General features: G+C 54.2%; 1 protein-coding gene. It reads left to right on the top strand.

The features are described from left to right. Window positions 1-19: 19 nt before the first annotated feature. A partial coding sequence (locus ABYT30_RS18890) for a parallel beta-helix domain-containing protein (RefSeq protein ID WP_373098085.1) occupies window positions 20-1888 on the top strand: 1869 nt, incomplete at its 3' end.

The raw sequence follows: 1888 nt of genomic DNA, 5'->3' as shown, positions 1-1888 counted from the left end.
TTATATTGGAGACTTCTGCGTGAACTATTCCACTCCCGCTCGCTTACTTGCCATCGCTATTATTACCGCACTCGCCGCCTGTGGTGGTAGCAGTAGTAGCTCCTCGTCAACACCCGTGGGATCTGGCAACACACCCACGCCAACGCCAACGCCGACACCAACACCCACGCCGACGCCAACGCCAAGTGAATTAAGCGGCTATTTCATCGACGGCCCAATTAGCGGTGCGCACTATAGTATCCAAGGGAAGAAGAGCATTTTACTCACGGCCAGCAATGGCGAATTTCGCTATTTCAGCGGCGATATAGTCAAATTTGCCATCGGCGGCATCGGCTTAGGTCAGGCCACCGCTGCTGAATTCATCACCCCGACGCAAATTCAGCCAAATCAGCAAGCGGCGATTAATCTGTCGCGCTTCCTGCTTACCTTGGATGAAGACAAGAACGCCGACAACGGCATTCAAATCTCCGCAACCGTGCGTGATGCAGCGGCAGCCTTATCGATACCCGCATCGGCTTTCGAGGTTAGCGACGGCGAGTTTGACGACTCTCAGCTTGCCGACTTTGCGCGCACGGCCAACGGCGACAGCCGCGCCCTTATTGCCCGTCGCATTGCCGAAATTGAACTGGCCTGTAGCAGCCAAGACATCAGTGACGGTCGATACGATGGTGACTGCGACACCTGGTATATCGCCGATAACAACAACCCCGCCCCAGCGCCCAATGAAGACCAAAGCCAAGAGCAGGTTGATACCCTAACAGCCTTGTTTGCCGCCAAAGCCGGCGACACCATTGAATTTAGCGAAGGCGTTTTTGAATTCACGACCACCTTAGACATGGCCCACAAGCAGGGTATTACGATCAAAGGCCAGGGTATGGCCAAAACCATTTTTGACTTTGCCCAATCGAAATCGCCAGAAGGCATTTCCATGAGCCACATGACGGGGATCACCATAGAAGACCTTACCGTCATCGACACCCCGGGCTTCTCGGTAAAAATTTCGCACTCGGACTTTGTCACCCTGCGTAATTTGCGCGCGATGTGGTCTAGCGGCGGCGACAACCGCGGCGGCATGGACCCCAAGGTTCCCGCAAGTTTAGAAGTGACGTGTGAGCACCCTTGGCCAGATAGCTTTGCGCGGCCAGCGAATGTACCGGCGCCCCGCCTCAACGGCTTACCCATCGCCTTTCCCCTCGCTACCGGTCTCTACACTGATGCCAGTGGCCAAACTCGCAACTACACCATAGACAGTTCCAACGGCGGCTACGCGATCTACCCCGTGCTGTCGAATAATGTCTTACTCGACAATGTGGTGTCACTGGGCGCCTCCGACGCCGGTATCTATGTCGGCCAGTCCAACGACATTATCGTTAAGAACAGCGAAGCCCTGTTTAACGTAGCGGGCTATGAAATTGAAAACAGTGACCGCGCCGATATGCACGACAACGTCGCCCACTGTAATACCGCCGGTTTCTTGGTCTTCGATCTACCCGGCCTCAACCAATACGGCGAACAAACTCGAATTTTTAATAACTACGCGGGCTACAATAACCTCGCCAACTTTGCCCCCGGCGGCGTGGTCAGCGCGGTACCTCAGGGTACCGGCTTACTGCAATTGGGTTATGACAAAGTTGAGTTCTTTAACAACGTAGTCGAATTTAACCGCACCCTCGGTTATGTCGGCGCCAGTCACGAGCTATTAGACGGCAATACCAATAACTCCGACAAACGCATGGATCTCTACCCGGAAGGCATCCATATCCACAGCAATATATTTACCACCAACGGTACCCTGCCCCAATTACCAGAAGAAGGCGCACTCATTTGCCAAGATGGCACTGGCGGTAAAACCGGCATTCCCTGCATTCCCACCGGCATTGATGATGGC

The sequence above is a fragment of the Zhongshania sp. genome (assembly GCF_041623545.1).
Taxonomy (GTDB): Bacteria; Pseudomonadota; Gammaproteobacteria; order Pseudomonadales; family Spongiibacteraceae; genus Spongiibacter.
This window is presented reverse-complemented; position numbering and strand designations above follow the sequence as displayed.